We start from the raw sequence: 23,035 nt of genomic DNA, 5'->3' as shown, positions 1-23,035 counted from the left end.
GGCAGTTCGGTTGTGTGGCAGCAAGAAATATTTGGCAGTATCGGCAGGCTGGCGGAGTAAAGAGCACTGCAATCCGTCGCCTTTGCTTCTGTCCTTCAGGCATAGGTCTGGAGGCTGAGCGAAGAGGATTTTCCCTCAATAAAGGAGTCGCTTATGTTGAGCCGCAAAGGATTTCTGCTTGTCGCAGCCGCCGGGCTGTTGGCCTGTCATGCTCAGGCCGCTGATGTCACGGTCAAGCTTGGCAGTACCGAGCGCGTGACCCGTTTGTTCGCCTATCCCAACAACTGCAATGTGATCTGCTATCGCGATTGGACGTTGGAGCAGACCGCCGAGCACTACCTGCGCCAGAGCTTGCAGCGTGATGGTTACGCCACCGCCAAGGTCACCGTGCACCGCGAGCAGCAAGAGCTCTACGCCAAGTTCACCGAGGTGCCCGAGGGCTACGGTAAACCCCTCGAGCAGCTGCTGAAGACCGGAGAGCTGGCCTACAGTGGCGCCAAATTGCTCAATAAGGACGGCAAGTGGCAATACAACTGGTCGTTGTTCCTGCCGCTGGGCATGGCGCTGGATAACCGCAAGAGCGTTGAGCTGCTGCACTTTCCGCCGGATTACTCGCTGACCCAGGCGCAGAATTATCTGGAGTCGAGCACCACAAATCGTTGGGCTGACCTGCTGACCGAGAACGGCATCAGTGCGGCGCAGACGCCAGCCTTCCAGACCATCATCGACATTGCCCCGATTGCCGCACCCGCCAACGCCGGTAGCGCGCTTGAGGGGGTCTACAGCTATTTCAACGCCTACCAGACGCAGATGGTTATGCAGTTGACTGCCGGTGAGGGCGGTCAGGCGCTGCCGATGGTGGCTTTCGGCAGCCCGGTACGCAGCTGGGTTAATCAGCAGTACGGGGTTTCCATCGATGTCCTCGGTCTGGCGCAAATCAGCCCAGCCGCTGGGCAGCAAGTGGCCGTGCTCGGCGCCAACCACCCCAGCTACATCTGGTATGCGGCTGACCCGGAAAACTATGACGGTGATCAGCAGAAAGCCGATGCAGCGGGGCTAAAAGTCATGGGGCAGGACCTCAGTGCCGCCTGCTGGCAGGCGCGTATGGGCGAACAACCCAATCAGGATGCGAGCCCGGTGCTGAGCGCCTGCAGCGAGAAGTGGCAGGTCACTGACAAGCTACAAACCTGCGAGTTGTTCTACACCTCGGTGCGCAACCTGACTCCCGCCGCAGCGCAGGCCAAGTGCACTCCTGCGAGTAGCTAAGTGCTGCGATCAAAGCCCACAGATGTGGGCTTTGATCGCTCTGGGCTTAAGGAATAGTCGGTGTTGCAGTGCCGGCTGTAGCTTCTGGCATGCCAGGCGTTACCGCTGGCACCTGGTTCTGCGCGGCCAGATGAGCCTGTAGCTGGGCCATCTGATCGTTTTTCAATTGGATCAGGCGCTGCAGTTTGTCGAGTTGACTTTGCAGGTCGGCAATACGGCTTTTCAGCTCAGCGTTTTCACGATTGGTCGAATCGAGGCTCTCCTGGGTTACCGCCAACTGATCAAGCAGGGCCTTGTTGCCTGCGCTGCCTTTGTCACTGCCGGTGCCCGCCTTGTCGCTGCCTTCGGCAACCAGTTTCAGGTTATCGCGGCGTTCAAGGGTGGCTGGCGTAGCGGCTGCGGTATTGCGCTTGCTGGCATCCAGCTGGCGGGCGCTAGCAGCAACACTGCGCGCTTCGCGCCAGGCCGCAGTCTGCTGGTTAACCTGAGCAATGGCGGCGCTTTGCGTGCGGCTGTTGATTTGTTGTGCATCGGGTAGGCGCAGCACCTGACCACTTTTCATGCGGTTGATGTTGTTATCGATAAAAGCCTGCGGATTCAGCTCCTGGATCGCCAGCATGGCCTGGTGCACGCTACCGTCACCCCGCACACGGTTGGCAATGTCCCAGAGGTTGTCGTTGGCGGTGGTCTTGTACTCATTGCCTGCCTGCGCTGTGGCAGCAGCGCCGAGGGGGGCTTGCTGAGTTGCAGTAACCGCCGGACGTGCTGCAGGCGGTTGTACCCGTGCAGGAGAAGAGGCTACGGTTACCGGCTGTTGTACTGCGGCAGGGATAACGCTTTGTGCAGTGTAGAGCGGCGGGTCCAGCAGCAGGGTGTATTCGCGCTGCAAGCGGCCGTTCGGCCAGAGCACCTGTACCAGGAAGTTCAGGTAAGGCTCGCGCATCGGCTTATTCGAGGTCACCCGGATAACGCTCTTGCCATTGGCTTTGAGCAGCGGGGTGAATTTCAGGTCGGTCAGGTAGAACTGACGATCAATCCCGGCCTTGTTAAATGCTTCTGGGGACGCCAGGGTCGGGATCACTTCATTGGCATCCAGGCCACGGCTTTCCAGTAGCTCGATCTCAGCTACCAGTGGCTGATTAAGTTCTGACTGCAGCGTTACTTCGCCCAGCCCTAGCGCGTGCGCCATGCCGGATGACAGCGCCGAAGCCGCTGCGATTGCCAGCACCAGTTTACGAACCCGAGCCATAGCGTTATCCCTTGTTTTATCTGTGTCTTGACCCGCAAGAGGGTCGTGAGCGTTGTTGCCACCGGCCTGCCGAGGTGAGCGCACTCGGCAATCAACTCAACCAGTATTGGCAGCTGCGAAAGACGTGGGATTTTATTGAGTCGCGCCGATTAATTGTGTTGATCAGCTTGCAAATCTCTCAAGGTTCTTGCTTGGAACTGCGCTCAATAGCGTCCATTCGTCGGGTATGCAGCATCCGCACGCTCATTTGCATGGGCGTGGGTACTGAGCTGGATAGATACGCTGTCGTGCCGTCAGGTGTTCTGGCAGCCCTAGGCTTGTGGCTTAGCTGGTTTGCGCGTCTTTGCGGCATTGCGCCTGCAGGGCGGCCCAGCCTTCGGCGCCGAGGTCTTCCAGGGTCTGGATATTGGCTTCGAAGATTGCCTCCGGGTCGGGGAAGGCGGCCACGGCGCGATCGATGCTGGCTTCGCGGAGGATATGCAGGGTCGGGTAGGGCGAGCGGTTGGTGGCGTTGCTGAGATCATTGACGCCGGTGTCGGCAAACTGGAACTGCGGGTGGAAGCTGGCCACTTGCAGAGTCCCGCTATAGCCGAGGTCGTCGAGGGTGTCGTCGACCACCGCGAGAAAGTCGTTGAAGTCGAGAAAGTCGTTGAGCGCGGTGGGGTGAATCAACAGGGTGGTGTCGGTTTCGCTGGGCTCGCAGTTGGCCAGGTGATGCAGTTCATCAATCAGCATGGCGAGCAGTTCTTCCGGCTCGGCGCTGGCGCACACCTTATAGCGTACTTGCCCTTTGACCTGCACGGCCTTGGCGAACGGGCAGAGGTTTAAGCCGATCACGGCGCGATCAACCCAGGCGCGTGTTTCGGCAATGGCGTGGGCGGCGCTTGGGGTGGCGGTGCTGGACATAGGGCAATACTCGGGCTGGCGTGGGGTGAAGTTTAGCGTCAATAACTGCGTGCAGGCTCTTGGGGTTGAGGCTTAACCGCTGTTGCGTTGCGGGTTGCCGGCGCGGCGTAGCGGGCTGCAACGGCTGGGGTCGATGGCACCGACATAGGGGTTGCCGTGGCCCATCACGCAGCCGACCTGCTGATTGCGCCAGCGCTCCCACTCGCTGATCGGGTATTGGCGGCTCCAGGCTTCGTAGGTGCGGCGGTCGAGTTTGGACAGTCGCAGTTGGTAACGCTCGGCCATATACAGATAGATGCGCGCTGCTGCCCCGCGCGTATGGGCCGGCGGCATGGCGGTTTTCGCCTTGAAGTTGACCACCATCGGGCAGCTTCCGTACTGCGTGGGTTTGTCGCTGAGCATGCCGAGGGCGTAGTTGGAGCGGTCGCCGTTTACCTCGCCGATGCTCGGCACCAGGTTGTGCAGGTCGGCTTCGGCGGCCTTGAACGTGGCGTCTGTGCGGGTGCAGTTCTTGCGTCCACCGTTCTGCCAGCACTGACGCTGATGGCCGATCACCCAGGCTGGCACTACATGTTCCCATTCCAGGCGCTGGGCACGGCGCAGCTGTTTGCGCGGGCTGTAGCCACAGTTGTTGAGGTCGACCCGGTTTCCGTTATAGGCGCATTGGCAATAGAAGGTGCTGGGGCGTTCGGCATATAGCCGCCAGGCAATTTTTTTCGCGGCGTTGAAGGTTTTCGGGGCGTCAGCGAAGGCGGGCAGGGTAACTAACAGGCAAAGCAGGACAAACAGACGCAGCATGGGGCACTCGGCAGCCAAAAAGCTGCGGATCATACCGCTTAAAGCGCTCTGCGACGGGCCTTTTGACGATGTACTGATAAGTGGTTGGAAATCTTTTGCGTCTCAGGCGGTCTGTTGGCAGTCCACCTGAGCTTATGCAGCTAGGTGCTTGATTGTGCTGAAAGTCATGTATTCGGGGAGGAAAACTGGCCAATCTGGATTTTGTTGCTAGCGTTACCCCATCACACCGCAGCGGACGACCTCCCCTGATGAGTACTGTGCAGCGTTGGCAATGGCTAAGAACTGGGCCCGTCTGGTCGGGCAGCAATGCTGTGGCAATGCGCCTGCCGCTGCTGATTTTGCTGTTGTTGGCGGTCAGTGGCTGCTCAACCCGGCAGGATCATCAGACCATCGTCAGTAACCGCAGCCCGATCAAGCCCACCGAGTTCTTCCAGAGCCATGCCGACCGTATGGCTACCCTGGGCATGCGTAACAACCTCAACAGCCTCTACCGCCTGATGGACAAGTTGTACCTGCGCAACCCGCGTGAATGGCGGAAAACCGGCCTGGCTGATGTGGAATCCGCCAAGCGCGCGGTACACCGTGCCATCGAGTTGGACCAACCGTTGCCGCAACTGGGCGGGCGTACCGATGTTGCGGCGCTGAGTTATGCCCTGAGCGCCGAGTACCAGGGCGATCGCGTGGGCGCGTTTATCTATTCGCTGGCGAGCATGCTGATCACTGCCCATGGCGGGCGCACCGAGTACTACCTGAGCGACACGCTGGACCCGCAGTTTATCAATAACGCCGCGCGTAATTTCGAGAAGGCCAGCTGGATGCTCGCCCAGCGTACGGATGCCGGCGGCAAGCCCTGGCTATTGTCCAACGAGATTTCCGCCGAGGGGCATAACCTCAGCTATGCCGTGGAGTTCGGCAAGATAGTCGCGCGTCTGGATCTGCTCACCGATGTGCTGGATGAGCGCTATCGGCGCATGGGCGTGAGTTATGCCCAGGGGTTGTTGTTTATGAACTTCCTGCCGGTGCAGTAAGGCCGTCTTCGTCCTTTCTCAGTAGCTTTCTTCCAAGCGTTTATTGCTCTGCGCATTGGCCGCTTCGATCTGCTGTTTCAGCTGCTCGGTCTGCTCTTGCAGTTGTGTCGCCTGCTCAGCTTGCAGGCTGGCGGTTGCGGCGGTTTCACCGAGGCCGCAGGCGCTCAGGGCTAGGGTGGTCGAGAGCAGTAATAACGCAAGGGCGACGTGCATGGTGGCTCCTAGGCAAATAGATACAAGACGCGGCTTAGTGCCAGCGTTTGTGAATGCTGTCCAAGGTGCCAGCCTGTCTTAAACGCTCTAGCGCTGCCGAGAACTGTTTGGCACGGGCGCTATCACCCTTGGCGAAGGCCACGTAGCGCGGCATTTCCACCAATGGTTTGGGCAGAATGCGCACGCTTTGCTCGGCGCGTTGCTCGCGCACGAAGTACATCAACTGCACCCGGTCGCCAACTATCACACTGATGCGCCCGGCCAGCAGCATCGAGACCAGTTGGCGCGGGTTCTGCGCGCTGGTATCGCGTGACAGGTCCGCCTTATCAAATTCCGATTGGTAGGCGTAGCCGCGCACCTGGCCAATGGTATAAGGCGACAGGTCATCGAGTTCGATCCAGTCGCTGAGGGTGATTTTGTGTGAGGTCATAAATACCGTGGAACCGGTACGAATCGGCCCGACCAACTCGTACTGTTGCATGCGCTCAGGGGTGCCGGCGAACTGAAAGGCCATGGCCACTTCGCTGCGATCAATCATCCGCTTGACCCGCTCCCAGGGGTACAGGCGCAGGCTGTAGGGGATCTTGGCTTCCTGCAGCACCGCCTCCACCAGTTCGACATCCAGCCCACGTGGCTGGTCGTCCTCAATGGTGACAAAACTGTAGGGAGCAAACTGCTCATCGCCGACCACCTTCCACGGTTCGGCCTGTACAGCCCAGGGCAGTAGCAGCATCAGACACAGCGCTACAGTACGCATAAGGTCCTCCAGGCTGGCGCCTCGAACGAGCGATTTGCTCTGTATTGATGCTAGCTAATGAAAAAAGCCCCGGCAGCTGACCGGGGCTTTTTTTGTTAGAAGCTGACTCAGACTTTGCGCACGAACTCGGATTTCAGCTTCATCGCGCCAATGCCGTCGATTTTGCAGTCGATGTCGTGGTCGCCGTCGCACAGGCGGATGCCCTTGACCTTGGTGCCGACCTTGACCACCAGGGATGAGCCTTTGACTTTCAGGTCCTTGATCACAGTGACAGTGTCGCCGTCCTGCAGCACGTTGCCCACCGAATCCTTGATCACCTTGGCGTCATCTGCCGCGTCGCTCGCGTCAGTGCTCGACCATTCGTGGGCGCACTCCGGGCAGACCAGCTGGGCGCCGTCTTCGTAGGTGTACTCGGAATTGCATTTGGGGCAGGGCGGCAACGTGCTCACGGCGGGTCCTTGATAGGTCGATAGGAAAAGGCCGCATATTGTATAGGGTTTTATCGCGCTGCGCCGGGCGCTGGCAGTTGTGGCCAATTCAGCGTGCCGCGGTCATTGAAACGCCAGGTGCCGAACAGACCGTTGGCCAGTTTGCCGCGTAGTTCATAAGGCAGGCCCTGGCCGTCCTGGTAGCCGGCCATGCCCCAGGCCTGACGCAGCGCAGCGTAGGCAGAAAGGCTGACGGGAATGCGCAGAATGCTTTCGCCATAACGTGGCACTTGCCCACGTTGGTCACTGACGCCACTTAGCAGCGGCTGCTGGTTAACCTGCAACTCCAGATCCACGCCGTTGAAATCGATGGCTCGGTCATTGGGGTTCTGTACCCGCAGTTTGATCGCGAAGCGCGCTTCCAGGCCTTCGCCAGGCAGAGGTTCGATACCGACCAGTTCGATGCGCAATGGGTCGTGTGGGGCCAGGGTGCTGCACGCAGCCAGGGTGAGCAGCAGGCTGACAAGCAGCGCGCGGGCAAGTGTGCGGTGAAGGGTGTTGGGCATGCTGGGTTTCCACTGCTGAGTAATCACAGAGTAGAAGACCCTGATACTGAGGCGATTACGCCGCAGCTGGGCAAATTAGCGCGAGAAAGGGTGTTGCGGGAGATGCCCGCCAGCCTGTAATCACTGGCGCTGGCGGGTTTTCAGCGGAATATCAGAAGTGCGCTTTTACCAGCAGGCTGGCGGTGTTCTGATCCGTCGCACCGACGAAGTTGTCGCTGACAAAACCGCTGTCTTCGATGCCGTACTTGTCCTTCCAGTAGTCATATTCGATGCCGACATACAGTTGCTTCTCGCCCCAGCTCATGGCCTTGCCCAGGTCGTACTTGATCTGTGGGTTGAAGTGCAGGTTGGCGTGGTAGCTCTTGTCGTTGTCCACCACCCAGTCCATAAAACCGTCGATCACGATATCGGATTTGCCCACTGGGATGGTGTAGCTCCACACCGGGGTGATCTGCCAGACGTTATCGCCGTCGCGCTTGCCATCGGTGGTGCGGTTGTAGAAATTCAGCGAGAAGTAGTCGAAACCGGGGATCGCCAGGTCAAACCCCGGGCCGATCAGGTAGGACTCGACATCGTCTTCACCGAATTCGTAGGTGGTGGCCAGCAGCACGTCCTTGATCGGGCCGAATTCCAGCTTGCTGTTGAACAGCTTGCCGAACGACAGGCGTGGTGAGAGCTCGCCGTAGAAGGTGTGGCCGTCGCCTGCGCCATTGGTGGCGTCGGTGTTGTACTTGATGGTGTCGACGAAGAAGAACAGGTCGCCGATAGCCCAACCACTGGCGTGCTCGAAGGTCACGGTCTGCTGGATTTCCGGGTCGATCTTGTAATCCTGGCCATATAGATAGGTCAGGCTGTTGTTCTGCCAGTGCAGCAGGTCACCCGCGACGGCCTGGCCGCCCGCCAGCAGCCCGCCCGCCAGGGCCAGAGAGGAAAGAGTACGGTTCATCGAGTGGTGCTCCCCAAAGTGCTGAATTATCGTTTTAAACCTGTCTGAGTGGTCAGGCTGTCGGAGCTTGAGCAAGAACAAGGCCAAGTCCTGCATTTGCCCACGACGCGACCACTAGAGCGCTGCGGGCGCGCACTCTAGTGCTTTCCAGGGGAATGTAAATACGCGGTATGCACTGATAACTGACCGGTTGGACAGTTTCGGCTTTAAGTTGGTGCGCCTGCTAGTTTTGTCGCGGCGTGGTGCTGATGGGGTGTTTGATCGGCTTGCGCGGTGGTTGTTTGAGCAGACGTAAGTCAGTGCTCATCAGCTACCGGTTCCAGGCTCTGCAGCACCACCTGCTCGAGCGAGTTGCTGAGTTCAGGCTGTGTGCCGGCCAGCTGACCGAGCAACTGCCACTGTTGGTCCAGCTCACTGTTGATTGCAAGCATTCGCTCGATCATCTTGTGCGCGGTGGCGTTTACGGCGCTGTCCTGGGTGTTGAGCAGTTCAAACGACATGGCGGTGATTGCGGCTGTCAAGTGGGTGAGGGTGCGCGTGGACAGGCTGAGCAACTCGGTCAATTGCGCTTCCTTGGCAGTCATGGTCATCTCCTTGTGAATCCTGTCTTGAGCTTAGCGCGACATTGTGTCGCCCGGCTATCCGCTCCGTCGCCTGAGTCCTGCCGTCGGGCTCTGTGCTCTATCTGTTTATCCCCCCGTGCCCGGTTGCGCTGATTGTCTGTGCACTCCGTCGGCCACTGCGCGGACAGTGGCCTGTTGTGCTTTGCTCAGTTAAGGCGTGAATAAGAGCCGTAGTGCAACCTTGTGTGCGTTTGGGTTGTACCTGTCGTCGGATGCTCTGTGTTTTTTAAAACGGGCGTTTTTCTGGTGCGGCAGGTGTTTTTTGCTAGAACCTTGCCAGTACTGGGTTTGCGTGAAGAAATAGCCGAATTACGGGCTGTTAGATGGCATAGATGGCCTTGGGTTTGTTTGGTTGCACCTAGTTGCACCTTGCGCCTTCTGAGGTTTACTCTCTCGCCAGATTTTTTGTGCCCCGCGACCCATGGCGGCCACCCCTCCGGGGCCGTTGCGGGCGACGTCAGAAATTGCTCCCGGCGCTTAGTTGCCGTGCTCCAGCTCATAACAGGACAAACCAATGGCCACCACTACCCTTGGCGTAAAGCTCGATGATGCAACCCGTGATCGCCTCAAGCAGGCGGCGCAGTCGATTGACCGCACGCCGCACTGGCTGATCAAGCAGGCGATCTTCAATTACCTGGAGCAGATTGAGGGTGGCCTGACCCCGGCCGAGCACTCCGGCCTGGCCGCTGTGGCGGGCGAAGAGGTGGTGGAAAACCTGACCGAGCAAGGCCTGCAGGTGTTCCTCGACTTCGCCGAAAGCATCCTTCCGCAATCGGTGTTGCGTGCGGCGATTACTGGTGCTTATCGCCGTCCGGAAACCGAAGCGGTACCAATGCTGCTGGAGCAGGCACGTCTGCCCAAGGACATGGCCGAAGCGAGCAACAAGCTGGCCATGGGCATTGCTGAGAAGCTGCGCAACCAGAAGAACGCTGGCGGCCGTCAGGGCCTGGTGCAGGGTTTGCTGCAGGAATTCTCGCTGTCGTCGCAGGAAGGTGTGGCATTGATGTGCCTGGCCGAAGCGCTGCTGCGTATCCCGGACAAGGCTACCCGTGACGCACTGATCCGCGACAAGATCAGCAACGGCAACTGGAGCCAGCACCTGGGTAACAGCCCGTCGATGTTCGTCAACGCCGCCTCCTGGGGCCTGTTGATCACCGGCAAACTGGTGGCCACGCACAACGAAGCCGGTCTGGTGACCTCGCTCAACCGCATTATCGGCAAGGGCGGCGAGCCGCTGATCCGCAAGGGCGTGGACATGTCCATGCGCCTGATGGGCGAGCAGTTCGTCACCGGCGAAACCATCGCCGAAGCCCTGGCCAATGCCACCAATATGGAAAGCAAAGGCTTCCGTTATTCCTACGACATGCTCGGTGAAGCCGCGTTGACCGATGAAGACGCCAAGCGCTACCTGGCGTCCTACGAGCAGGCCATCCACGCCATCGGCAAGGCCTCGCACGGGCGTGGCATCTACGAAGGTCCGGGTATTTCGATCAAGCTCTCCGCCCTGCATCCGCGCTACAGCCGCGCCCAGTACGAGCGGGTGATGGACGAGCTGTACCCGATCCTGCTGAGCCTGACCAAGCTGGCCAAGCAGTACGACATCGGCCTGAACATCGATGCCGAAGAAGCCGACCGTCTGGAAATCTCTCTCGATCTGCTCGAGCGTCTGTGCTTCGACCCGGCCCTGACCGGCTGGAACGGTATCGGCTTTGTCATCCAGGCCTACCAGAAGCGCTGCCCGTATGTGATCGACTACGTCATCGACCTGGCCAAGCGCAGCCGGCACCGTCTGATGATCCGTCTGGTAAAAGGCGCCTACTGGGACAGCGAGATCAAACGCGCCCAGGTCGAAGGCCTGGAAGGCTACCCGGTCTACACCCGCAAGCCGTACACCGATATTTCCTACATCGCCTGTGCGCGCAAGCTGCTGGCCGTGCCGGAGGCGATCTACCCGCAGTTCGCCACGCACAACGCCCACTCGTTGTCGGCCATTTACCAGTTGGCTGGGCAGAACTACTACCCCGGTCAGTACGAGTTCCAGTGCCTGCACGGCATGGGTGAGCCGCTTTACGAGCAGGTGGTGGGCAAGGTCGCCGATGGCAAGCTGAACCGTCCGTGCCGCATCTACGCACCGGTGGGCAGCCATGAAACCCTGCTGGCTTACCTGGTGCGTCGTCTGCTGGAAAACGGCGCGAACACCTCGTTCGTCAACCGCATCGCCGACCACAGCATCTCGATCAAGGACCTGGTGCTCGACCCCGTGCAGCAGATCGAGCAGATGGCCACCCAGGAAGGCGGCCTCGGTCTGCCGCACCCACGTATCGCTCTGCCGCGCGCCCTGTATGGCGAGGCACGGGTCAACTCCGAAGGCATCGACCTGGCCAACGAACACCGCCTGGGTTCGCTGTCTTCGGCGCTGCTGAGCAGCACCAACAGCGCTTACAAGGCCATGCCGCTGCTCGGCTGCGACACCCCTGAGCTGAGCGAAGCGCAGCCGGTACGCAACCCGGCGGATCACCGCGACATCGTTGGCCATGTGCATGAGGCCAGCGAGCAGGATGTGCGCTACGCCGTGCTTTGTGCGGTGTCCAGCGGGCAGATCTGGCAGTCGACCCTGCCGGCCGAGCGCGCCGCCGTGCTCGACCGCGCCGCCGATCAGATGGAAGCAGAAATGCAGCAGTTGATGGGCCTGCTGGTGCGTGAGTCCGGCAAGACCTTCGCCAACGCCATTGCCGAAGTGCGTGAGGCAGTGGACTTCCTGCGCTACTACGCGGCTCAGGCGCGCAATCATTTCAGCAATGACAGCCATCGCCCGCTGGGCCCGGTGGTGTGCATCAGCCCGTGGAACTTCCCGCTGGCAATCTTCAGTGGTCAGGTTGCCGCCGCGCTGGCTGCCGGTAACACCGTGTTGGCCAAGCCGGCTGAGCAGACTCCGCTGATCGCTGCGCAAGCCGTGCGCATCCTGCTTGAGGCCGGTGTGCCGAGTGGCGCCGTGCAGCTGCTACCGGGCCGTGGTGAAACCGTCGGCGCCGGCCTGATCGGCAATGAGCGAGTGCGTGGCGTGATGTTTACCGGCTCCACTGAAGTGGCCGGGATCATCCAGCGCAACCTCGCCGGGCGCCTGGATGCCCAGGGCCGCACCATTCCGCTGATCGCCGAAACCGGCGGCCTCAACAGCATGATCGTCGACTCCTCGGCGCTCACCGAGCAGGTGGTGGTCGACGTGGTCGCTTCGGCCTTCGACAGCGCCGGCCAGCGGTGCTCGGCCCTACGCGTACTGTGTGTGCAGGAGGACGTGGCGGATCGGGTGATCAACATGCTCAAGGGTGCCATGGCCGAATACAGCCTGGGCAACCCGGAGCGTTTGAGCACCGACATCGGCCCGGTGATCGACGCGGAAGCCAAGGGCAATATCGACCAGCACATCGAGAAGATGCGCGAGAAGGGTCGCAAGGTATTCCAGACTGCCCGCGCCGTGGGTGACGACATCAAACGCGGCACTTTTGTGCTGCCGACGCTGATCGAACTGGACAGCTTCGACGAGCTGCAGCGTGAGATTTTCGGTCCGGTGCTGCACGTGGTGCGCTACCCGCGTGCTGAGCTGGGCAAGTTGCTGCAGCAGATCAACGACAGCGGCTATGGTCTGACTCTCGGCGTGCACACGCGCATCGACGAAACCATCGCCCAGGTGGTCAACACCGCCAAGGTCGGCAACCTGTATGTAAACCGCAATATGGTCGGCGCTGTGGTCGGCGTGCAGCCGTTCGGCGGCGAAGGCCTGTCCGGCACCGGCCCGAAAGCCGGTGGCCCGCTGTATATGTACCGCCTGCTGGCGACGCGTCCGCAGGATGCCGTGGCCAAGCAGCTGCAGCAGGAAAGTGGCGAAATCCAGCGTCCTGCCGAACAGGCCAAGGTGATTCAGGCCCTGCAGGACTGGGCGGCCAAGCATGAGCCGAGCCTGAGTGCCCTGAGCGCGCAGTATGTTGAGCTGGCGCAGAGCGGCACCGTGCAGATGCTCAACGGCCCAACCGGTGAGCGCAACAGCTACAGCCTGCTGCCGCGTGAGCATGTGCTGTGCCTGGCGGATGAGCGCAGCGACCTGCTGGTGCAGCTGGCAGCGGCCTTGGCCGTGGGTTGCCAGGTGCTGTGGCAGGAAAGCGAGCTGACCCGCGAGCTGTTTGCTGCGCTGCCCAAGGCCGTGCAGCAACGCATCACCGTGCTTAGCCAGTGGAGCGAGAGCGACACGGTGTTCGACGCCATCCTGCATCACGGTGACTCCGATCAGCTGCGCGAAGTCTGCCAACTGGCGGCTCAGCGCCCAGGTGCAATCATTGGTGTGCATGGTCTGCACAAAGGTGAGACGGATATCCCGTTGGAGCGTCTGCTGATCGAACACGCCCTGAGCATCAACACCGCCGCAGCGGGCGGTAACGCCAGCCTGATGACCATCGGCTGACAGGTTCTACGAGCATCCCACCCTGACCGGTTCGCCGGCCGGGGGGGTTGGCAACACCGGCTCCACCCCCAGGCACCTTGCCCAGGTACCTGATGCTGCATTGCAGCGCCCGTCGTACATCCGGAAATGGAGGGTTACCCACCCGGTACGATGCGTTTCTTCCCCTCTGGCATTTCGATGCGCTGCGCTCGCCTACCCGGCGGCGCAGGAACGGAGCTACCCGCTCCGTTCCACATCGGCCGCCCGCCACATTCCCCACTCGAAATCAGGCGCGAATCCAGCGCTGCCGACTCCAGCTGCTTAATGCATCGACACCCAATACCAGCAGCAACATGGTGATGATCACCGTACTGGCTTGGGCTTCCTGAAACAGGCTGAGGCTGACATAGAGCATCTGCCCCAGGCCGCCAGCGCCGACGAAACCCAGCACGCTAGCCATGCGGATATTGTTTTCCCAGCGGTACAGGCAGTAGGCCAACAGTTGCGGCCACAGGTTGGGCAGGGTGCCGTAGCAGAACGCCGCGACCTGACTGCCGCCCTGCAGGCGAATGGCTTCGGCGGGTGCCGTGGGGGTGTTTTCCAGCGCTTCGGCAAACAGCCGGCCGAGTACCCCGGCGGTATGCAGGGCCAGGGCCAGGGTGCCGGCATTCGGCCCCAGCCCTGCGGCCAGCACCATCAGCGCGGCCCAGACCAGTTCGGGAATCGCCCGCAGGGCATTCAGCAGCAAACGCGCGGCGCTCTGCAGCGGCCAGCCGAAACGTCCGGCGGCGGGCAAGGCCAGCAGCAGGCCGAACACCGCCGCGAGCAGGGTGCCGATGGCTGACATGGCCAGGGTTTCCAGAGCGCCACGGCTGATGGCCGCCAGGTGCTCGGCGCTCAGGTCCGGGCTGAGAAAGCGCCGCACATAGCCGGCCATCTGCCCCAGGCTGTCGCCGCTGGTCAGCGTGACTAGATCAATGCCCAGGTAAATAAATGAAGCGATCACCGCTGCGCCGACACCAAGCAGCAACAACAGATTGATCAGTCGGTTCATGCCGGTCTCCCGCGCAGCACACGGCTGAGCTGGTCGGCCAGTAGCACCAGCAGCAGGAAGGTCAGCAGCATGCTGGCCACTTCACCGCCGGCGAACATGCGCAGCGACAGGTCGATCTGCTGGCCCAGGCCGCCGGCGCCGACAAAGCCCATCACCACCGAGGCGCGGATCGCGCATTCCCAGCGGTACACCGTGTAGGAGGTCAGCTCGGCCGCGGCATTTGGCAGGATGCCGTAGGCGAACGCCGCCAGCCGGCCACTGCCGGCCTGGAGCAGGGCGTGGGCTGGGCGCTGATCGACCGACTCGAAGATTTCCGCATAGACCTTGCCGAGCATGCCGCTGTAGGTAATGGCGATCGCCAGTACTCCGGCGGTGGGGCCGAGGCCGACGGCGCGGACGAACAGCAGGGCCCAGACGATTTCCGGCACGCTGCGCAGGAAGATCAGCAGGCCGCGCACCGGCCAGCGCAGCAGTTGCGCCAGTGGCTTCGGCCGCCCACCACGGGACGCGGCGGACAGCGACAGCGCGCGGCTGGCCAGCAGACTGGCTGGTATAGCCAGTAGCAGCGCCAGGGCCATGCCGGCGGTGGCGATGGCCAGGGTCTGCAGAGTGGCGTCGAGCAGTAACTGCAGAAAATCCGCGTCATGGGTCGGCGGCCAGAAGGCACCGACGAAACGGCCCATTTCGCTCTGGCTGTCAGCTTGCAGCAGCACGCCCAGGTCCAGTTCGCTGAGCTGGATGCCTGGCCATAGCAGGGCCAGCGCCAGCAGGGTGAGCAGCAGGCGGGGCAGGGCGGCCGGGTCGCGGGTGTCGCGGTTTAGCATCGCGGAATCTGCAGGCTCAGGGTCACGCTGGGCACGGGCGGCGAGAGCAGTTGCTCATTGGCATACAGGGCGTCGAGCTGCGCCTGATCGACCTCGTCGGCAGGGCGGTCGAAGAGAATCCGCCCGTCGCGCAGGCCGATGATGCGCGGGAAGTGCGCCAGGGCCAACTCCACCGCATGCAGGCTGGCGACCAGGGTTACAGCATGCTGTTCGGCATGCCGACACAACACGTTGAGGGTGTGTTCGGCCAGCACCGGATCCATGGCTGACACCGGCTCATCGGCCAGCAGCAACTCCGGTGCCTGGTACAGCACGCGGGCGATGCCGACGCGCTGCAATTGGCCGCCGGAAAGCTGCTGACACTGGGCGAACAGCTTGTCGGCCAGGTCCAGCTTGGCCAGCTCACGGCGTGCACCGGGGATATCCAGCGGGTGCAGCAGATTCAGCAGGCTTTTGCCCAACCCCCACTGGCCGAGCTTGCCGGCCAGCACCGCCGTCACGACGCGCTGGCGTGCCGGCAGTGGCGGCGCCTGATGCACCAGGCCGATGCGTGCGCGCAGGCGTTGGCGCTGGCGGCTGGACAGTTGCCACGGCTGCTCGCCGAGTACCTGCAGCTCGCCTCCACTGGGTTGCAGGGCAGTGGCCAGCAGGTTGAGCAGGCTCGACTTGCCGGCCCCGGACGGGCCGATGATGGCGACGCGCTCACCGGCGGCGATTTGCAAATCCACGCCGCTCAGGGCGTGGACTCCGTTACCGTGGCTGAGGCTGGCGCCGGACAGGCGCAGGCTCATTTCAGCAGGTCGGCGGCGCGCGCAGCGTCCTCGATGCCCTTGTAGTTCTCAGGCGAGGTTTCGATAAAGCGGCTGGCGGCCTGTAGATCGAGAATCGCCTTGTGTTCCGGGTTGGCCGGGTCGAGGGCGAGGAAGGCGGCCTTGATCTTCTCGGCCAGGTCCGGGTCGAGGGTGCCACGCACGGTCCAGTTGTAGTCGTAGTAAGTCGGGGTGGTGGCGAACACCTTGACCTTGTTGCTATCGACCTTGCCGCTGGCAACCAGCTTGTCCCACACACTGGCGTTGAGCACGCCACCATCGACCTTGCCGGCCTGCACCCAGGCGGCGGTGGCGTCATGTGCACCGGAGTAGCCGACGCGGCTGAAGTGGCTTTCCGGCTTGATACCGTCCTGCAGCATGAAATAGCGCGGCATCAGGCTGCCGGAGGTGGACGATACCGAGCCGAAAGCAAAGGTCTTGCCCTTGAGGTCGGCCAGGGAGGTCACGTCCGGGTTGGCGGTGATGAACTTGCTGGTGAACTGGGCATCCTGCTCGCGCTGTACCAGCGGAATGGCGTTGCCGGTCTTCAGGCGCACTTGCACGAAGGTGAAACCGCCGAGCCAGGCCAGGTCCAGGCGGTCGGTGGCCAGTGCTTCGACCACGGCCGGGTAGTCGGCGACCGGGGTGAACTCGACCTTCATACCCAGTTGCTGTTCCAGGTAGGCGCCCAGCGGTTTGAATTTGCGCAGCAGTTCGGTCGGTGCTTCGTCAGGAATGGCACTGACGCGGAGCACTTCGGCGGCGTGGGTCAGGTTGGTAGACAGGGAAAGGGCAAAGCCTGCGGCGAGCGCAAGGGTACGTTTGAGCATGAAGATTCTCCGGTTCAATAGCGGAAAAGGTTCGAAATGACAGGCCACGAGAACAAGTGGGCTGCGCGTAGTCAGGGTAGTCGACGTGGCGCGATTATATGGGGCGCCGTGTTAAAGGCCAGCTTTGCTAGAATCCGCGCCTGTTTCCGATTTGCCGAGAGCCTGGCCGATGAGCGAGCCGATCCGTTTGACCCAGTACAGCCACGGTGCCGGCTGCGGCTGCAAGATTTCGCCCAAGGTGCTGGAGGTGATCCTCGCCGGCAGCGGCGCGCAGAACCTCGACCCCAAGCTGTGGGTCGGCAATGCCTCGCGTGATGATGCAGCGGTGTATGCCCTGGACGGCGAGCGTGGGGTGGTGTCGACCACCGACTTCTTTATGCCGATTGTCGATGACCCCTATGACTTCGGCCGCATCGCCGCCACCAACGCGATCAGCGATATCTACGCCATGGGCGGCGATCCGCTGATGGCCATCGCAATCCTCGGCTGGCCGGTCAACCTGTTGCCGCCGGAAGTGGCTCGTGAAGTGATTCGTGGCGGTCGCGCTGTGTGCGACGAGGCCGGCATCCCGCTGGCCGGCGGGCATTCTATCGACGCCCCGGAGCCGATCTTCGGCCTGGCCGTCACCGGCGTGGTCAACAAGCAGCACATGAAGCGCAACGACAGCGCCACAGCCGGCTGCAAGTTGTACCTGAGCAAGCCGTTGGGCATCGGCATCCTCACCACCGCCGAGAAGAAGGCCAAGCTGCGTCCCGAGGATGTCGGCCTGGCGCGCGACTGGATGTGTACCCTGAACAAACCCGGTTCGCGCTTCGGCAAGATGGCCGGGGTTACCGCGATGACCGATGTCACCGGTTTCGGCTTGCTCGGCCACCTGGTTGAGATGGCCGATGGTGCCAATCTCACTGCCCAGCTCGACTACGCCGCCGTGCCGCGCCTGCCGGGGGTCGACTACTACCTGGCCGAGGGCTGCGTGCCGGGCGGCACCCTGCGCAACTTCGACAGCTACGGCGAGAAGATTGCGTCCATCAGCGACGCACAGCGTGACCTGCTGTGCGATCCGCAGACCAGCGGCGGCCTGCTGGTTGCGGTCACCCCTGAGGGCGAAGCAGAGTTTCTCGCCGTGGCCGCCGAGCTGGGCCTGAACCTGGCACCCATCGGCCGTTTGGCCCCGCGGCAGCGCTACGCGGTAGAGGTGCTCTGATGCGCGACAACACTGCCGACTACCGCGACATCTTCCTCAATGATCTGCCGATGATGGACGCCCGCGCGCCGGTCGAGTTCAGCAAGGGCGCCTTCCCCGGTGTGCTCAACCTGCCGCTGATGGATGACAGCGAGCGTCAGCGGGTCGGCACCTGCTACAAGCAGCATGGCCAGGAAGCCGCCATCACACTCGGTCATCAACTGGTCAGCGGTCAGGTCAAGGCCGAACGGGTTGCGGCCTGGGCGGCGTTTGCCAAGGCCAATCCACACGGCTATTTGTACTGCTTTCGCGGTGGCCTGCGCTCGCAGATCACCCAGCAATGGCTGGCGGAAGCCGGTATCGACTATCCACGGGTGATCGGCGGCTACAAGGCGATGCGCACCTTCCTGCTGGAAACCACCCAGCAGGCGGTGGCCGAGTGCGATTTCGTGATCCTCGGTGGCCTGACCGGCACCGGCAAGACCGACGTGTTGGTGCAGCTGGATAACAGCCTGGATCTGGAAGGCCACGCCAACCACCGTGGCTCCAGCTTCGGCAAACGCGCCAGCGGCCAGCCGGCGCAGATCGACTTCGAAAACCGTTTGGCCATTGATCTGCTCAAGCAGCGCGCCCGTGGCACCGAGCAGTTTGTGCTGGAAGACGAAGGGCGCATGGTCGGCAGTTGCACCGTGCCGCTGGCGCTGTACCAGGGCATGCAGCGATACCCGCTGGTGTGGCTGGAAGATGCCTTCGAGGACCGCGTCGAGCGCATCCTGCGCGATTACGTGGTCAACCTGTGCGCCGAATTTATCGCCCTGCACGGTGAGGAGGAGGGCTTTCGACTCTACGCCGAACGCTTGCTGCAAAGCCTGAGCAATATCCAGAAGCGCCTGGGCGGCGAGCGCTACCAGCGCCTGCTAGCCATAATGCAGACGGCGCTGGATGGACAGCGCAGCGGGGCGGTTGCACTGCACCGCGACTGGATTGCCGGATTACTGCGCGAGTACTACGACCCGATGTACGCCTACCAGCGCGAAAGCAAGGCGGCGCGCATCGAGTTTGCTGGCGACCAGGCGGCGGTCATCGCCTACCTGACGGAGCGCACGTCAGGCCGACACTGAACGGCATGCGCGGCTAGAGAGTCGGGGTTTTGCGTAACGGCAAACGGCAGCGCTCAACCTTCCACCAGGTGGGCAGTAGTTTGCGGACCGCCGGCTGGTTGAAGCGGTCATCAATCAGATAGACCACGCCCTGATCCTGGACCGTGCGAATTACTCGGCCAGCGGCCTGCACGACCTTTTGCAAACCCGGGTAGAGGTAGGTGTAGCCGTAGCCGTTGTTGCTGCCGAACATCAGCTCCATGCGCTGTTTGATTTCTTCATTGACCGGATTGATCTGCGGCAGGCCAAGGGTGGCGATAAAGGCGCCGATCAGCCGGTCGCCAGGCAGGTCGATGCCCTCGCCAAAGGCGCCGCCCAAAACGGCAAAACCGATGCCGCGACCATTACTGGAGAACCGATCGAGAAAGGCCTGGCGCTCGTTCTCATCCATCTGCCGTGACTGCTGCCAGGTCGGGATCTGCGGGTGCGCCATCTGCAGCTCCTGCAGCACGGCCTGCAGGTAGGTGTAACTGCTGAAGAAGGCCAGGTAGTTACCCGGTTTCTCCTTGTACTGGCGGGCAATCAGGGCGGCGATGGGGGCCAGCGAGAAGTCGCGATGGGCGTAGCGGGTGGACAGGTTGCTGACGGCCTGGACCTGCAGCTGCTCGGCGCTGAACGGCGACTCCACGTCGATCCAGGGTGTTTCCTCCGGCAGGCCGAGCAGGTCGGCGTAATAGTTCGCCGGGCTCAGGGTGGCGGAGAACAGCGTGCAGCTGTGCGCCTCGTCGAAGCGCGGGGCAAGAAACGGCGCAGGCACGATATTGCGGATGCACAGGGTGGACACCGGCTGACCGCTGCCCTCGTCGCGGCTGATATCGAACAGCGAGTGGGCGCCAAAGGCCTCGGCCAGGCGGCAGAACAGCATGGCATCCAGGTAGAAGTGCAGCAGCTCGGTGGCATTGCCCGCCGGCTGTTCGCTGAGGTGATCGGTGAGTGTGCTGACCGCCTTTTGCAGGGCCATGACGAACAGGTCCGGCGTGGTGGGGTACACCTGATACGCCACTTCCTGATCGCGTTCCAGCTGTCGCCAGTGCCGGCTGATACGCTCCAGCGGGGCCTTCATCACATTCGGCGCGATGCGCCGTACCGCTTCGAAACGCTGTTGATTGAGCTCGGCGGTGTACATGCCGCGCGCCCGCTCGATCAGGTTGTGCGCTTCGTCCACCAGCAGGGTGATGCGCCATTCATTGAGCAGCGTGAGGCCATACAGCAGGCCGCCCATGTCGAAGTAATAGTTGTAATCGCAGACCACCACATCGGCCCAGCGGCACAGCTCCTGGCTCAGGTAATAAGGACAGACATGATGCGCCACGGCGGTGGCGCGTACGCTGTCGTGGCTCAGCCATTGGCCTTCGAGTGCGGCCTGGCGGGCGGCGGGTAAGCGGTCGTAAAAGCCTTTGGCCAGCGGGCAGGAATCGCCATGGCAGGCTTTGTCAGGGTGTTCGCAGGCCTTGTCGCGCGCTACATGCTCCAGCACCCGTAGTGGCATCGCTTCTTCCTGGCTGCGCAGGGTGGCCAGCGCATCCAGCGCCAGGCGCCGGCCGGGTGTTTTTGCGGTAAGAAAAAACAACCGATCCAGCTGCTGCTCGGGAAAGGCCTTGAGCTGCGGAAACAGGGTGCCGAGGGTTTTACCAATGCCCGTGGTGGCCTGGGCCATCAGGCAGTGACCGTCACGCGCCGCGCGGTAGACCTGGTTGGCCAGCTGGCGTTGACCGCTGCGAAACTCGGCATGCGGAAAGCGCAGGCGCACCAGTGCCTCATCGCGCTGACGACGGTGCTCACGCTCGTACTCGGCCCAGCGGATATAGCGGCTGCATTGCTGCTCGAAAAACTCACGCAGCTCATCCGCTGTGGCGGTCAGGTGGAAGGCCGTTTCATGCTGGGTGATGACGTTGAAGTAGACCACCGCCAGATTGATCTCTGGCATGTCGCGCGCCTGGCAGAGCAGCCAGCCGTAGACTTTGGCCTGGGCCCAATGCAGCAGGCGATGGTTTTCCGGGATACGGCTGATATCGCCCCGGTGCGTCTTGATCTCCTCCAGCAGGTTTTCATCCAGGGCGTAACCGTCCGCGCGGCCGCGTACCTGCAGGCCCTGGTATACGCCACTCAATGGCAATTCGGCGCAGTAAGTCGGGCCGCGTCTGGCGACCACGATGGCGTGGCCGGTCATGCCTTCCTGAGCGGTGGGCGAGGGGGTAAAGCGCAAGTCGAGGTCGCCGACCTTGGCGGTGAACTCGCACAGCGCGCGCACCGCGACCTGATAGTTCATGCGTCTACCCATTGCACGTAGCAGACGTCCACCGGCATGCCGTGTTCGGCGCAGAAGGCCAGCCAGCGCCGCTGATTGTCCTGCAGGCGGTCGCCGGGGCCTTTTACTTCAATCATGCGGTAGCGCCGCTCGGCCGGCCAGAACTGGATCAGGTCCGGCATGCCGGTGCGGTTGGCTTTGATGTCCAGCAGCAGGCGTTTGAACCAGGCCCGCAGGTGTGCGGCGGGTAGGCAGTCGAGCGCTTGCTCCAGCAAGGTTTCGTCCAGCGCGGCCCAGAATACGAACGGCGACTGGATGCCGAATTTAGCCGCGTAGTTGTCACGGATCACCTGCTTGTATGCATCCGAGTCGAGGTGGGCCAGGCAGTTGGCAAACAACTCTTTGCGCTGGGTATGGAAGTCGGCACTGAACAGATCAACCGGGGCGGTGTGAAACGGGTGGAAGAACGCCCCTGGCACTGGCGCGAAGATGGCCTGCCAACAGAGCAGGCCGAACAGGCTGCAGATCAGGCTGTTCTCGACGTAATGCACCGGGGCGTCCGGTTCATGCAGATGGGCTTTGACGGCGAACTCGACACTCTGCGCCTCGGGACGTGGCAGGCATAGATCAATCCGCGCCGGCGCTATTGGCTTGGCTTTACCAGGCTGCGGTTGCCCAAGTTGACGGGCCAGTCGCGTTAACGCGCGTTCCACGGCCTGAGCTTCGGCATCATTTTCCGGTGCCTGGATGGCCTGCAGCGTCAGTTCATAAGCGTTTTCTGCGCGGCCCAGGCGCTCCAGTACGCGGATCTGCCGCAGGCGAGCGCCGACATAACGGCAGTCCGTGTAGAAAGCCAGCGCACCCTCCAGGTCAGCTTCACGCTCCAGCTGCTGGCCCATGCGGAATAACAGCTTGTTACGTCGCGCAGCCAGGAAGGGTGTATCGCAGTCGACTGCGCTGATCTGCTGCAGCACACTGGCAAGTGGCTCGCCGGCCTCGAACTGTTCACGGCTACGCTGCAGATGCAGGTAGCAGTCCACATCCGCACGGTGGCGGAAGGCCCGCGAGTCGGGCGTCAGCTCTACCCGCTCATAGCGAAAGATACCGAGCTCGGCGAGAACGAACTCGGACCAGTCCTGGCGTAGATTGCCGAAGAACATCAGGCGCAGACGCTCGCATAGCGCATCAATGGTCAAGGAGACAATCTGCTCCTCACTTGCAGGGCACCAGGCCGCAAAGGCGCGCGGCTCCTGGGACGTCTCGGTCAGTTGTGCCAGCAGTTCGCCTTTGTTCTGCGACTTTCTGGCGGTAGAACCTGCCAGGTGCTGGAGCACTTCATCCTTGCGTAGCAGCTTGAACAATTCCTCCAGGGAGAGTTCGGCGTCATGCCGCACCCAGCCCGCCTCAAGCAGCGACGTTGACGCCAGACGAGCACAACCGATTTCCTCGTAGCTCAACTTGCTCAGGCGAAAGTGGCTGCCCTTGCGCATGATCATGCGCACCAGTAGGGCCTGTGCGGGCGTTTCCATGGCGAAGAACTGCCGAACAAATTCATGCTCGGCTTCACTCAACAGATCGGCATAGCGCTCCTGCAGCCAGGTGAGGGCCTGACGAAAATTCGCCAGGTAGTAGAAGCGCGGATCGAGCTGCGACTGCATGGGCGTGCCGGTTGCGGTTGGCATACAGATACCTGCGTCTAACAAACAACAGGC

At 62.0% G+C, this 23,035-nt stretch carries 19 protein-coding genes and 1 pseudogene; 5 read left to right on the top strand and 15 right to left on the bottom strand.

Annotation, left to right across the window (positions count from 1 at the left end; all coding sequences use genetic code 11):
• The first annotated feature begins 153 nt into the window (after nt 1-153).
• Nucleotides 154-1,266 (top strand): hypothetical protein, encoded by a 1,113-nt coding sequence (locus ACIN8IBEIGE_RS19015; RefSeq protein WP_160016017.1) that lies wholly within the window; start codon nt 154-156, stop codon nt 1,264-1,266.
• Between the two features lie 58 nt (nt 1,267-1,324).
• Here ACIN8IBEIGE_RS19015 and ACIN8IBEIGE_RS19010 read toward each other — a convergent pair.
• From ACIN8IBEIGE_RS19010 to ACIN8IBEIGE_RS19000, 3 genes and pseudogenes are all read right to left on the bottom strand, one after another.
• Nucleotides 1,325-2,515: pseudogene (locus ACIN8IBEIGE_RS19010) on the bottom strand (FimV family protein); the annotation flags it as partial.
• Nucleotides 2,516-2,839: 324 nt separating this feature from the next.
• Entirely contained in the window at nt 2,840-3,421 is a 582-nt protein-coding gene (locus ACIN8IBEIGE_RS19005) for a DUF1415 domain-containing protein (RefSeq protein WP_160016015.1), read from the bottom strand.
• Nucleotides 3,422-3,493: 72 nt separating this feature from the next.
• The gene (locus tag ACIN8IBEIGE_RS19000; protein WP_160016014.1) at nt 3,494-4,219 is read right to left on the bottom strand and encodes an endonuclease; all 726 of its coding nucleotides are present in this window, start codon (nt 4,217-4,219) and stop codon (nt 3,494-3,496) included.
• Between the two features lie 317 nt (nt 4,220-4,536).
• Between ACIN8IBEIGE_RS19000 and ACIN8IBEIGE_RS18995 the strand changes: the two genes are divergently transcribed.
• Nucleotides 4,537-5,247, top strand: coding sequence for a hypothetical protein (locus tag ACIN8IBEIGE_RS18995; RefSeq protein ID WP_160016013.1), 711 nt, complete (start codon nt 4,537-4,539; stop codon nt 5,245-5,247).
• 18 nt (nt 5,248-5,265) lie between these two features.
• Here ACIN8IBEIGE_RS18995 and ACIN8IBEIGE_RS18990 read toward each other — a convergent pair whose 3' ends face one another.
• The 6 genes from ACIN8IBEIGE_RS18990 to ACIN8IBEIGE_RS18965 all read right to left on the bottom strand — a co-directional run bounded on the left by ACIN8IBEIGE_RS18990 (nt 5,266) and on the right by ACIN8IBEIGE_RS18965 (nt 8,741).
• Nucleotides 5,266-5,460, bottom strand: coding sequence for a hypothetical protein (locus ACIN8IBEIGE_RS18990; RefSeq protein ID WP_160016012.1), 195 nt, complete (start codon nt 5,458-5,460; stop codon nt 5,266-5,268).
• Between the two features lie 34 nt (nt 5,461-5,494).
• The gene (locus ACIN8IBEIGE_RS18985; protein ID WP_160016011.1) at nt 5,495-6,217 is read right to left on the bottom strand and encodes an ABC transporter substrate-binding protein; all 723 of its coding nucleotides are present in this window, start codon (nt 6,215-6,217) and stop codon (nt 5,495-5,497) included.
• A gap of 107 nt (nt 6,218-6,324) precedes the next feature.
• A complete protein-coding gene (locus tag ACIN8IBEIGE_RS18980) occupies nt 6,325-6,666 on the bottom strand; it encodes a zinc ribbon domain-containing protein YjdM (protein ID WP_090376389.1) in 342 nt (113 codons plus the stop codon).
• A gap of 50 nt (nt 6,667-6,716) precedes the next feature.
• Complete coding sequence (locus ACIN8IBEIGE_RS18975) at nt 6,717-7,211, bottom strand: LEA type 2 family protein (RefSeq protein ID WP_160016010.1); 495 nt, start codon at nt 7,209-7,211, stop codon at nt 6,717-6,719.
• Nucleotides 7,212-7,362: 151 nt separating this feature from the next.
• The gene (locus ACIN8IBEIGE_RS18970; protein WP_160016009.1) at nt 7,363-8,157 is read right to left on the bottom strand and encodes an outer membrane protein OmpK; all 795 of its coding nucleotides are present in this window, start codon (nt 8,155-8,157) and stop codon (nt 7,363-7,365) included.
• A gap of 296 nt (nt 8,158-8,453) precedes the next feature.
• On the bottom strand, nt 8,454-8,741 hold the full coding sequence (locus ACIN8IBEIGE_RS18965) for a hypothetical protein (RefSeq protein WP_090376384.1): 288 nt from the start codon (nt 8,739-8,741) through the stop codon (nt 8,454-8,456).
• Nucleotides 8,742-9,294: 553 nt separating this feature from the next.
• On the opposite strand from ACIN8IBEIGE_RS18965, the gene putA reads away from it, so the two are divergent.
• Nucleotides 9,295-13,236, top strand: coding sequence for a trifunctional transcriptional regulator/proline dehydrogenase/L-glutamate gamma-semialdehyde dehydrogenase (gene putA, locus ACIN8IBEIGE_RS18960; protein WP_160016008.1), 3,942 nt, complete (start codon nt 9,295-9,297; stop codon nt 13,234-13,236).
• Between the two features lie 265 nt (nt 13,237-13,501).
• Here the strand turns inward: putA and phnE are convergent, their stop codons facing one another.
• Genes phnE through ACIN8IBEIGE_RS18940 form a run of 4 tightly spaced genes read right to left on the bottom strand, consistent with a single transcriptional unit; the run spans nt 13,502 to nt 16,732 of the window.
• Entirely contained in the window at nt 13,502-14,269 is a 768-nt protein-coding gene (gene phnE / locus ACIN8IBEIGE_RS18955; RefSeq protein ID WP_160016007.1) for a phosphonate ABC transporter, permease protein PhnE, read from the bottom strand.
• Entirely contained in the window at nt 14,266-15,093 is an 828-nt protein-coding gene (locus tag ACIN8IBEIGE_RS18950) for an ABC transporter permease (RefSeq protein WP_160016006.1), read from the bottom strand. The genes phnE and ACIN8IBEIGE_RS18950 overlap by 4 nt, the downstream gene beginning before the upstream one ends.
• Nucleotides 15,087-15,884 (bottom strand): phosphonate ABC transporter ATP-binding protein, encoded by a 798-nt coding sequence (locus tag ACIN8IBEIGE_RS18945; RefSeq protein ID WP_160016005.1) that lies wholly within the window; start codon nt 15,882-15,884, stop codon nt 15,087-15,089. The genes ACIN8IBEIGE_RS18950 and ACIN8IBEIGE_RS18945 overlap by 7 nt, the downstream gene beginning before the upstream one ends.
• Complete coding sequence (locus ACIN8IBEIGE_RS18940; protein WP_160016004.1) at nt 15,881-16,732, bottom strand: putative selenate ABC transporter substrate-binding protein; 852 nt, start codon at nt 16,730-16,732, stop codon at nt 15,881-15,883. The genes ACIN8IBEIGE_RS18945 and ACIN8IBEIGE_RS18940 overlap by 4 nt, the downstream gene beginning before the upstream one ends.
• A 169-nt stretch (nt 16,733-16,901) precedes the next feature.
• On the opposite strand from ACIN8IBEIGE_RS18940, the gene selD reads away from it, so the two are divergent.
• Together selD and mnmH are read left to right on the top strand one after the other, a co-directional pair.
• Nucleotides 16,902-17,936, top strand: coding sequence for a selenide, water dikinase SelD (gene selD, locus ACIN8IBEIGE_RS18935; RefSeq protein ID WP_160016003.1), 1,035 nt, complete (start codon nt 16,902-16,904; stop codon nt 17,934-17,936).
• Nucleotides 17,936-19,036: a tRNA 2-selenouridine(34) synthase MnmH gene (gene mnmH / locus ACIN8IBEIGE_RS18930; protein ID WP_160016002.1), complete on the top strand. Its 1,101-nt coding sequence runs from the start codon at nt 17,936-17,938 to the stop codon at nt 19,034-19,036. Before selD ends, mnmH begins: the two co-directional genes overlap by 1 nt.
• Nucleotides 19,037-19,049: 13 nt before the next feature.
• On the opposite strand, the gene ACIN8IBEIGE_RS18925 is transcribed toward mnmH, so the two are convergent.
• Nucleotides 19,050-21,344 carry an ATP-dependent DNA helicase gene (locus tag ACIN8IBEIGE_RS18925; RefSeq protein ID WP_160016001.1) on the bottom strand — a complete coding sequence of 765 codons (2,295 nt, stop codon included), beginning with the start codon at nt 21,342-21,344 and terminating at the stop codon, nt 19,050-19,052.
• Nucleotides 21,341-23,005, bottom strand: coding sequence for a VRR-NUC domain-containing protein (locus tag ACIN8IBEIGE_RS18920; RefSeq protein WP_160016000.1), 1,665 nt, complete (start codon nt 23,003-23,005; stop codon nt 21,341-21,343). Before ACIN8IBEIGE_RS18920 ends, ACIN8IBEIGE_RS18925 begins: the two co-directional genes overlap by 4 nt.
• Between the last annotated feature and the right edge of the window lie 30 nt (nt 23,006-23,035).

This window comes from Pseudomonas sp. 8BK (genome assembly GCF_902506475.1).
GTDB lineage: Bacteria > Pseudomonadota > Gammaproteobacteria > Pseudomonadales > Pseudomonadaceae > Aquipseudomonas > Aquipseudomonas anguilliseptica.
Note: the sequence above shows the minus strand (reverse complement) of the source record. Positions and strands in the feature narration are given on the sequence as shown.

What these genes read in the sequence shown, in the direction of transcription:
- ACIN8IBEIGE_RS18925 (WP_160016001.1), bottom strand. Translation starts at nt 21,344, where the DNA reads ATGAACTATCAGGTCGCGGTGCGCGCGCTGTGCGAGTTCACCGCCAAG.
- putA (WP_160016008.1), top strand. Translation starts at nt 9,295, where the DNA reads ATGGCCACCACTACCCTTGGCGTAAAGCTCGATGATGCAACCCGTGAT.
- ACIN8IBEIGE_RS18920 (WP_160016000.1), bottom strand. Translation starts at nt 23,005, where the DNA reads ATGCCAACCGCAACCGGCACGCCCATGCAGTCGCAGCTCGATCCGCGC.
- ACIN8IBEIGE_RS19015 (WP_160016017.1), top strand. Translation starts at nt 154, where the DNA reads ATGTTGAGCCGCAAAGGATTTCTGCTTGTCGCAGCCGCCGGGCTGTTG.
- ACIN8IBEIGE_RS18995 (WP_160016013.1), top strand. Translation starts at nt 4,537, where the DNA reads ATGCGCCTGCCGCTGCTGATTTTGCTGTTGTTGGCGGTCAGTGGCTGC.
- mnmH (WP_160016002.1), top strand. Translation starts at nt 17,936, where the DNA reads ATGCGCGACAACACTGCCGACTACCGCGACATCTTCCTCAATGATCTG.
- ACIN8IBEIGE_RS18945 (WP_160016005.1), bottom strand. Translation starts at nt 15,884, where the DNA reads ATGAGCCTGCGCCTGTCCGGCGCCAGCCTCAGCCACGGTAACGGAGTC.
- selD (WP_160016003.1), top strand. Translation starts at nt 16,902, where the DNA reads ATGAGCGAGCCGATCCGTTTGACCCAGTACAGCCACGGTGCCGGCTGC.
- ACIN8IBEIGE_RS18950 (WP_160016006.1), bottom strand. Translation starts at nt 15,093, where the DNA reads ATGCTAAACCGCGACACCCGCGACCCGGCCGCCCTGCCCCGCCTGCTG.
- ACIN8IBEIGE_RS18985 (WP_160016011.1), bottom strand. Translation starts at nt 6,217, where the DNA reads ATGCGTACTGTAGCGCTGTGTCTGATGCTGCTACTGCCCTGGGCTGTA.
- ACIN8IBEIGE_RS19000 (WP_160016014.1), bottom strand. Translation starts at nt 4,219, where the DNA reads ATGCTGCGTCTGTTTGTCCTGCTTTGCCTGTTAGTTACCCTGCCCGCC.
- phnE (WP_160016007.1), bottom strand. Translation starts at nt 14,269, where the DNA reads ATGAACCGACTGATCAATCTGTTGTTGCTGCTTGGTGTCGGCGCAGCG.
- ACIN8IBEIGE_RS18940 (WP_160016004.1), bottom strand. Translation starts at nt 16,732, where the DNA reads ATGCTCAAACGTACCCTTGCGCTCGCCGCAGGCTTTGCCCTTTCCCTG.
- ACIN8IBEIGE_RS18965 (WP_090376384.1), bottom strand. Translation starts at nt 8,741, where the DNA reads ATGACTGCCAAGGAAGCGCAATTGACCGAGTTGCTCAGCCTGTCCACG.
- ACIN8IBEIGE_RS18990 (WP_160016012.1), bottom strand. Translation starts at nt 5,460, where the DNA reads ATGCACGTCGCCCTTGCGTTATTACTGCTCTCGACCACCCTAGCCCTG.
- ACIN8IBEIGE_RS18975 (WP_160016010.1), bottom strand. Translation starts at nt 7,211, where the DNA reads ATGCCCAACACCCTTCACCGCACACTTGCCCGCGCGCTGCTTGTCAGC.
- ACIN8IBEIGE_RS19005 (WP_160016015.1), bottom strand. Translation starts at nt 3,421, where the DNA reads ATGTCCAGCACCGCCACCCCAAGCGCCGCCCACGCCATTGCCGAAACA.
- ACIN8IBEIGE_RS18970 (WP_160016009.1), bottom strand. Translation starts at nt 8,157, where the DNA reads ATGAACCGTACTCTTTCCTCTCTGGCCCTGGCGGGCGGGCTGCTGGCG.